Source organism: Aeromonas sp. HMWF016, assembly GCF_963878195.1.
Lineage (GTDB): Bacteria > Pseudomonadota > Gammaproteobacteria > Enterobacterales > Aeromonadaceae > Aeromonas > Aeromonas lacus.
The window spans coordinates 42,510-49,906 of sequence record NZ_CAWNWX010000027.1; the positions used below are offsets into that span (position 1 = coordinate 42,510).

Annotated in this window: 6 protein-coding genes and 1 pseudogene; 5 read left to right on the forward strand and 2 right to left on the reverse strand. The window is 57.2% G+C overall.

The window, feature by feature from the left end; genetic code table 11:
- Positions 1–44: 44 nt before the first annotated feature.
- Positions 45–272 (reverse strand): YejL family protein, encoded by a 228-nt coding sequence (locus AACS24_RS04350; RefSeq protein WP_005344699.1) that lies wholly within the window; start codon positions 270–272, stop codon positions 45–47.
- 73 nt (positions 273–345) lie between these two features.
- Here AACS24_RS04350 and yejK point away from each other — a divergent pair, with 73 nt between their 5' ends.
- The 5 genes from yejK (at position 346) to AACS24_RS04375 (ending at position 6,820) form a co-directional block, all read left to right on the forward strand.
- Complete coding sequence (gene yejK / locus AACS24_RS04355; RefSeq protein ID WP_181364310.1) at positions 346–1,407, forward strand: nucleoid-associated protein YejK; 1,062 nt, start codon at positions 346–348, stop codon at positions 1,405–1,407.
- A gap of 395 nt (positions 1,408–1,802) precedes the next feature.
- Positions 1,803–2,984, forward strand: a complete 1,182-nt coding sequence (gene malE / locus AACS24_RS04360; protein ID WP_033116010.1) for a maltose/maltodextrin ABC transporter substrate-binding protein MalE — start codon at positions 1,803–1,805, stop codon at positions 2,982–2,984.
- A gap of 75 nt (positions 2,985–3,059) precedes the next feature.
- Positions 3,060–4,712, forward strand: a complete 1,653-nt coding sequence (gene malF / locus AACS24_RS04365; RefSeq protein ID WP_108572481.1) for a maltose ABC transporter permease MalF — start codon at positions 3,060–3,062, stop codon at positions 4,710–4,712.
- A gap of 12 nt (positions 4,713–4,724) precedes the next feature.
- Entirely contained in the window at positions 4,725–5,615 is an 891-nt protein-coding gene (gene malG / locus AACS24_RS04370) for a maltose ABC transporter permease MalG (RefSeq protein WP_041209357.1), read from the forward strand.
- 68 nt (positions 5,616–5,683) lie between these two features.
- Entirely contained in the window at positions 5,684–6,820 is a 1,137-nt protein-coding gene (locus AACS24_RS04375; RefSeq protein ID WP_042029975.1) for an ABC transporter ATP-binding protein, read from the forward strand.
- 108 nt (positions 6,821–6,928) lie between these two features.
- Here AACS24_RS04375 and AACS24_RS04380 read toward each other — a convergent pair.
- Positions 6,929–7,397 (reverse strand): annotated as a pseudogene (locus AACS24_RS04380) (polyphosphate kinase 2); the annotation flags it as partial.

Here is a 7,397-nt window from a genome sequence, read left to right on the forward strand (position 1 = left end):
GATCCATCTGCGTTGAGAAACGTCAAATCAACAGAGTCGGGGACTCAGTGCGTGTCGTGGCGGTTATCGACCGATGCGGTCAGGGCCTGGACAAACTTTTCGGTGATGGCCTGACGCTGGGCCGGAGCCATACCGTTGATGATATTGGTAGTCAGGTTGCCGAGCACCATCAGACTCAGATCCACTGGCGCCTTGTGCTTCTCCAGGGCGGTGATCAGGTCGTTCATCAGGGCGTCAAACTGCTCGTTATTGTACTTTGATACGATGGGCATAATCTTCAGTTCATCTCGGTTCAAAGCGCCTTATAATACTTCACCCTTTCGGCTAACACTATGGCTTTGTGACATGAGTCTCGATATCGACAAGATCATACTTCACTCCCTGCGCCAGGGCGGCGATGGTCAACCACACGCCGATACCCGCAGCCAGACCCTACCCCCCGACGAAGCGGTACAGGGACTGATGGCGGAACTGCATCGCATCTACAACGGCAAGGGAGGCAAGGGCTTTGGCTTCTTCGCCGACCCCGAGGCCGCCGTCGCCGAGCTGGCGGAGGGGGAAGAGGCTCCCAAGCAGCCCTCTCCCGCGTTTCGCATCGCCCTCGAACAGCTGCTCTGCGAGCAGACCGAATTTGTTCCCTTCTCGGTCAATGTGACCCAGATGCTGGTCAAACAGCTGGTGGAGCACGCCCTCGATGAGCAGGGGGTGCTGCTGATCGCCAAATACAACTATGTCGGTGTCGATTATCTGATGATCGCCCTGCTGGAGGGCAAGGAGAGCGTCACCGTCAGCGAAGCGCTGGAGTTACGCCATATCCAGTATCTGGATATCGGCAAACTCAATCTGGTGGCCCGCATCGATTTGACCGAATGGAAAACCCAACCCGAGTCACGCCGTTATATTACCTTCAGCAAGGGACGTATTGGTCGCAAGCTGGGCGACTTCTTTATGGATCTGCTGGGTGCCCGTGAAGGAATGGATGCCAAGATCCAGAATAAAGGGCTGCTGCAGGCAGTTGAAGATTATTGCGACAGTCGTCAGCTCGAACCGGCAGAGCGCAATGACTATAAAAAGCAGGTCTTCAAATATTGCACCGAGCAGGCGAGTGCCGGTGAAGAGATCGAGATCAAGGAGCTGTCGGCAGAACTCTCCGCAAAAGATGCCGGCGAGGGTGACCTCGATTTTTACAGCTTCATTGGTCAGGAGTACGAACTGGAAGAGCGCTTCCCGGCCGATCGCTCCACCCTGCGTGGGTTGACCAAGTTTGTCGGTTCCGGCGGCGGTCTGACCCTGAGTTTTGAGCAGAAGTTGTTGAACAGTCGCGTATTTTATGACCCGCAGACCGACACCCTGACCATCAAGGGGGTACCGCCCAACCTCAAGGATCAGCTGCTGCGCCAGTCGTAATGTGATCAAGCCGTCATTTCCGGCAAAAAGAGACTCTGCCCTGGCAGAGTCTCTTTTTTATTGGGCGAAAGGGGCAGGGCGAAACCGGGCCGGTGCTTTGTTAACAGATCAAACAAAATAAACCACCTGAAAGGGTTTTCATTCAAGTGAAAACCCTTTCATTGGAGTAATTATATTTCAGTTTGGTAATTATATTTCGGTTGTTGTTTTGAAATAAGCCGATAAACAGGGTTATTTCCCCGATTTAAGAAAATGTTTTCAAAACTTTCTGGAAGGAAATACGTAATTGCATTTCAAAAATGCGAGTTGCGTCATGTGAGGCGAATGACGCTTGGGATAATATTCACTTCGCACACAATGCTCTTACAGCGCGGAACTACTACAAGGAAAGGCTCATGAAAAAGAAATTGCTGTCATCCCTGATCGGTCTGGCCACTCTTGGCGTCGCTTGCACTGCTACTGCTGCCATCGATGAAGGCCAGCTGACCATCTGGATCAACGGTGACAAGGGATACAACGGTCTGGCTGAAGTGGGTAAGAAATTTGAAGCAGAAACCGGCATCAAGGTTACTGTTGCTCACCCGGATCAGGTTGAAGTGAAATTCCAGCAAGCCGCCGCCACTGGCAACGGCCCGGACATCTTCTTCTGGGCTCACGACCGTTACGGTGAGTGGGTCAAGGCCGGTCTGCTGGTTCCGGTAACGCCGAGCGCTGCGACCAAAGCCAAATTCGAACAGCTGGCATGGGATGCCATGACTGTTGACGGGAAAACCTATGGCTACCCGGTTGCCATGGAAGCAGTCAGCCTGATCTACAACAAGGATCTGCTGCCTGAGCCGCCGAAGACCTTCGAAGAGATCGCCAAGATTGACGAGACTCTGAAGAAGAACGGCAAGCGCGCCATCATGTGGGCCTATGACACCCCTTACTTCAGCTACCCGCTGGTGGCAGCCAACGGTGGCTATGCCTTCAAGAAAACCGCTACCGGTTATGACGTGAAAGACACCGGCGTGAACAACGCTGGCGCCAAGATCGGCGTAGGCTACATCTCCGAGATGATCAAATCCGGTCACCTGGAGAAGGGTATCGACTACGGCGTAATGGATGCCAAGTTCAACAAGGGCGAAGTGGCCATGATGATCAACGGTCCCTGGGCCTGGAGCAACCTGGACAAGAGCGGCATCAAGTACGGCGTAGCGCCGCTGCCGACCCTGAAGGGCAAACCGGCTAAAGCCTTCGTTGGCGTACTGGGTGCCACCATCAACGCCGCTAGCCCGAACAAGGATCTGGCCATCGAGTTCCTGGAAAACTACCTGCTGACCGATGCCGGTCTGGCTCCGGTCAACGCCGACAAGCCGCTGGGGGCCGTTGCGCTGAAATCCTTCCAGAAGACGCTGGAATCCGATCCGCACATCAAGGCCACCATGCTGAACGCCCAGGCTGGCGAGCCGATGCCGTCCGTACCCGAGATGAGCCGTTTCTGGTCTTCCTTCGAAACAGCCCTCAAGAACGTGACCTCTGGCCGTCAAGGTGTTGACGAAGCGCTGGATACCGCTGCCAAGCGTATCGTTCAGTAAGCACGCACTACCCGGGAGGCCGCAATGGCCTCCCTCTCTCTCAAATCTCTCTTGGCGTTATAAAGGTTAATTGGCATGGAAGTAGTACCTTCTGTTGAGTCCTATGCCGGTCCGAAGGATAAGCACACCTGGCTTAAGTGGACTATCGCGGCTCTGGTCGCCATCCTCAACGGCTATGCAGCCGTGATGATGTACGCCAGTGGCGAGTGGGTATTCGCGCTGCTGGATCTGGTGGTGGTATCCGTCGGTCTGTATGTCTTCATGAACAAGAAGACCTATGCCCATCGCTACATCTTTCCGGGTGTGGCTGGCATGGTTGTATTTATCATCTTCCCTCTTGCCTACACGATTGGCATCGCCTTCACCAACTATTCAGGCACCAACTTGCTCTCCGTGGAGCAGGCTCGTGATTACCATCTGAAGAAAACCTACAAGGTGGCGGGCGGTGAATTCGATTTTACGCTGCTGGGTGGCGACAACGGCCAGTTCCAGCTGCAGCTGAACCAGGATGATCACGCCTATATCAGCCAACCCGTTACCCTGATGAACAACAAGGCCCGCGAGCTGGCCGTGAGTGAAGGGCGGGCACAGGCAACTCCTCAGCTCATCGAGCTGACTCCGGTCACTGGCGAGATCGCCAGCAAACCGGCTCCCATTCGCGCCATCGTTGATCATCGCACCCACCTGAGCGCGCTGGATCTGGTGCTGCCCGATGGTTCCACCCATCTGACCCTGAGCAGCCTGCGCAAGTTTGCCGCCCAGAAGTCCCAGTACACCCGTCTGATGGATGGCGCCGTGCTCAAATCCGGCGTGGTGATCAAAGACAGCAACCTGCTGCGCGACAACCAGAGCGGCGAGCTGATGCTGCCCAACGGCGAGACCGGTTTCTACCAGTACATCGACGATCAGGGCCAGTTTGTCGGCAAGGGCATCGCTCCGGGCTTTGTGGTCAGCGTGGGTTGGAAGAACTTCGCCCGCATCGTGACTGACCCGGGTATTCAGGCGCCGTTCCTGCAGATCTTCGTCTGGACCGTGATCTTCTCTGCCTGTTCCGTGGCGTTCACTCTGGCCATCGGTATGGTGCTGGCCTGTCTGGTGCAGTGGGAATCGCTCAAGGGGCGCGGCTTCTATCGGGTCATGTTGATCCTGCCCTACGCGATTCCGGCGTTTATCTCCATCCTGGTGTTCAAGGGGTTGTTCAACCAGAACTTCGGTGAGATCAACATGTTCCTGGAAGCGGCCTTTGGCATCAAGCCGGACTGGTATACCAATCCCATGCTGGCCAAGGTGATGATCCTGATCGTCAACACCTGGCTGGGCTACCCCTACATGATGATCCTCTGCATGGGCCTGCTCAAAGCTATCCCGGAAGATCTCTACGAAGCGTCCGCCATGGACGGTGCCGGTCCGGTGCAGAACTTCTTCAAGATCACCGTGCCGCTGCTGATGAAGCCGCTGACCCCGCTGTTGATTGCCTCGTTTGCCTTCAACTTCAACAACTTCGTACTTATCCAGTTGTTGACCAACGGTGCTCCGGACATCATCGGTGCCAGCACTCCGGCCGGTACCACCGACCTGCTGGTGAGCTACACCTACCGGATTGCATTCCAGGGATCGGGTGGTCAGGACTACGGTCTGGCCAGTGCCATCGCCACCGCCATCTTCCTCATCGTGGGTGCGCTGGCGCTGCTCAACCTGAAATTGTCCAAAGCCGACAAACAGCTGTAAGGAGGCTTCAACATGGCAATCGTACAACCCAAATCAGTCAAATACCGGGTGTGGGCAACCCACCTGGTCATGTGGGGCTTCCTGGCGCTGATCATCTTCCCGTTGATCATGGTTATCGCCATCTCGTTCCGTAACGGTAACTTCGCGGTAGGGGAGATCATCCCCTCCAATCCGACCCTGGATCACTGGAAACTGGCGCTGGGCATCTCCATCACCAACGCCGACGGCAGCATCACGCCGCCGCCGTTCCCGGTGCTGACCTGGTTGTGGAACTCCATCAAGATCGCCGGCATCACTGCCCTGATGATCGTGACGCTCTCCACCACCTGTGCCTACGCCTTTGCCCGCCTGCGTTTTCGTGGCAAGTCCACCATCCTGCAGGGCATGCTGATTTTCCAGATGTTCCCGGCGGTGCTGGCACTGGTGGCCATCTACGCGCTCTTTAACAAGATTGGTGACTACATCCCCTGGCTGGGTCTCAACACCCACGGTGGCCTGATCCTCGCCTACATGGGCGGTATCGCCCTGCATGTCTGGACCATCAAGGGCTACTTCGAGACCATCGACTCCTCTCTGGAGGAGGCGGCGGCCATCGATGGTGCGACTCCGTGGCAGGCATTCCGCCTGATCCTGTTGCCCCTGTCGGTGCCTATTCTGGCGGTGGTGTTCATTCTGGCCTTTATCGGTTCCATTACCGAGGTGCCCATGGCCTCCATCCTGCTGCAGGATGTGAACAATCTGACCCTGGCAGTCGGGGCCCAGCAGTACCTCTATCCGCAGAACTACCTGTGGGGTGACTTTGCCGCAGCCGCCGTGCTCTCCGGCTTCCCCATCACAGTGGTGTTCCTGCTGGCGCAGCGCTGGTTGGTCGGTGGTCTCACTGCCGGTGGCGTGAAAGGTTAAGTTTATGGCCGGGGGAGCTGACTCCCCCCGCTATCACGATTTGCAAAGATTCAAGAGCGGAGCTCGTCATGGCTGAAGTAGTACTCAACAACGTTCGCAAAAATTACGACCCGGCTGTTCACAAGGACACCCTGCGCAATATCAACCTCTCCATCAAGGAGGGCGAGTTCATCGTCTTCGTCGGCCCGTCCGGCTGCGGCAAATCCACCCTGCTGCGGATGATCGCGGGCCTGGAAGACATCACCAGCGGTGAGCTGACCATCGGCGGTCGCTACATGAACGACGTCCCGCCGGTAGAGCGCAACGTGGGCATGGTGTTCCAGTCCTACGCCCTCTATCCGCACATGAACATCTACGAGAACATGGCCTTTGGTCTGAAGCTCAAGAAGATGGACAAGGAGAACATCCACAAGCGGGTGATGCGCGCCGCCGAGATCCTGGGTCTGGAGCCGCTGCTGGAGCGCAAGCCCAAGGCGCTCTCCGGTGGTCAGCGCCAGCGGGTCGCCATCGGTCGCTCCATCGTGCAGCAGCCGCAGGTGTTCCTGTTTGACGAGCCGCTCTCCAACCTCGACGCCGCGCTGCGGGTCAAGATGCGGATCGAGATCGCCAAGCTGCACAAGGAGCTCAACTCCACCATCATCTACGTGACCCACGATCAGGTGGAAGCGATGACCCTGGCTGACAAGATCGTGGTGCTGAGTCCGCTCAAGGCCGATGCCGCCAGCAACCTGGAGCAGTTTGGTTCACCGCTGGATCTCTACCACAACCCGGACAACAAGTTTGTGGCCGGTTTTATCGGTTCGCCCAAGATGAACTTCCTGGCCGCCGAGCTGATGGAGATTGGCGAGCAGGAGTGCGTGGTCAAGCTCTCTACCGGCGACAGCGTGCGGGTGCGGGTCGATGCCCGTCGTGGCGCGGTGGGTGACAAGGTTGAGCTGGGTATCCGCCCGGAGCATCTGGTGCCGCTGAGCCACGCCCATGCCGACAGCAAGCTGAGCGGCGTGGTGCAGGTGGCCGAGCATCTGGGCGCCGAATCGTTCGTCTATATGGATGTGGATGGTCACGACTTTACCGTCAAGACCACCTCCGACGTGGATGTGGCGACCGGCCAGAGCTACAGCGTGGGTATTCCGGCTGAAGCCTGCTATCTGTTCGATGCCAAGGAGCAGGCGTTCCCCCGTACCGCCAAGTACATCCGTACCTGATAGCGGTTCAGTGCAAGTTTTCCGTATCTTCAATGCCTTTTTGCCGGTCTTGCGACCGGCTTTTTATTGCCTGCCGTTTGGCTAAACTGGCAGGCGCAGTGGCAGGGATCAGCCCTCGAGTTCGGCAGTAATATCGGGGACAAAGGTCTGGCTGGCCAGGGGCGGGCGCTCGTACCCTTCGGTCTTGATGGGGGGGAGCTTGATGGGCTCGTAGTGGATCGCCTCGTAGGGCACCTTGCCCAGCAGATGGGCGATGCAGTTGAGGCGGGCACGGCGCTTGTCGTCCGCCTCCACCACGAACCAGGGGCAATCCTCGGTGTCGGTGTAGGTGAACATGTCATCCTTGGCACGGGAGTATTCGACCCAGCGCGAGCGGGACTGCAGGTCCATCGGGCTGAACTTCCAGCGCTTGATGGGGGTGTTGATCCGCTCCTTGAAGCGCTTCTCCTGCTCTTCATCGGAGACCGAGAACCAGTATTTGATCAGGGTGATGCCGGAGCGGATCAGCATCCGTTCGAACTCGGGGCAGGCGCGCAGAAACTCGCGATACTCGGCGTCGCTGCAAAAGCCCATCACC